Genomic DNA, 226 nt, shown 5'->3' on the forward strand with positions numbered 1-226 from the left:
TCAATGACCGGCGTGACGACCCGCTCGACATTCCGAGCCTGCGCGGCTTGCGTTTTACCGGTCCTTACGGCCGCGATGGCCGTTTCGCCTCCCTGCGCGATTTTACCCGCAACGTGATCGTCAACGAGTTCGGCGGGAATGAACCGACGCCCTTCATGCTGGACGCTCTCGTCGCCTACATGCTCGAGTTCGACTTCCTGCCGAATTCCATGCTGACGACTGATGG

Annotated in this window: 1 pseudogene; it reads left to right on the plus strand. The window is 60.6% G+C overall.

Annotation, left to right across the window (positions count from 1 at the left end):
- Window positions 1-226, plus strand: a pseudogene (locus tag A3764_RS01205) (cytochrome C); the annotation flags it as partial.

The organism is Sulfitobacter sp. HI0129 (genome assembly GCF_001635395.1).
Taxonomy (GTDB): domain Bacteria; phylum Pseudomonadota; class Alphaproteobacteria; order Rhodobacterales; family Rhodobacteraceae; genus Sulfitobacter.